Annotated in this window: 1 protein-coding gene; it reads right to left on the reverse strand. The window is 34.4% G+C overall.

What is annotated here, in order from left to right:
* Positions 1 to 549 (reverse strand): glycosyltransferase (locus IDG60_RS20650; RefSeq protein WP_206161129.1); only part of this gene is annotated, 549 nt, incomplete at its 3' end.
* Positions 550 to 611: the final 62 nt, after the last annotated feature.

Here is a 611-nt window from a genome sequence, read left to right on the forward strand (position 1 = left end):
CGTTTGCTTAACAGCGGGAACATCTGCAATACCATTATGTATTGTGGTTAATTTCAATCGATTAAATCGATATTTTAACGCTAACTGTTTATCGAAATCTGAAACACAAATAATGCTATCTGTAATACATGACATTAATTTTTCGATAACTAGATATAGAAATTTTTTAGCTGGTTTAACACCCTCTGTAAAAGCCCATCCATGCGCAGTAAAAACTACACGTGTGTCTTTCGATTTCGAAATGAACTTCGCAATTCGTCCGACCGTTCCAGCTTTGGAAGAATGTAAATGGATAACATCAGGCTTAATTTTCGAGAATAACTGTGCTAACACTTTGACAGCTAAAATATCTTGTTTAAAGTCAATTGGACCTACTAAATGTTCGAGAATAATTACATTAACTCTTGCATCTAGTTGTTCAATCATTGGTCCATGATTGCCTACAATGACATAAACATCATGGTGTACGCAAAAATGGTTGGCGAGTTGAATGAGATGTGTTTGTGCACCACCATTGTCTGCTTTAGTAATACAATATATAATTTTCAACTGTTACAAACCCCTTTAATGCTATACTTTCAATTTCTTAACATGGCTATCTCATCAGATGA

The organism is Staphylococcus sp. EG-SA-2 (assembly GCF_017152085.1).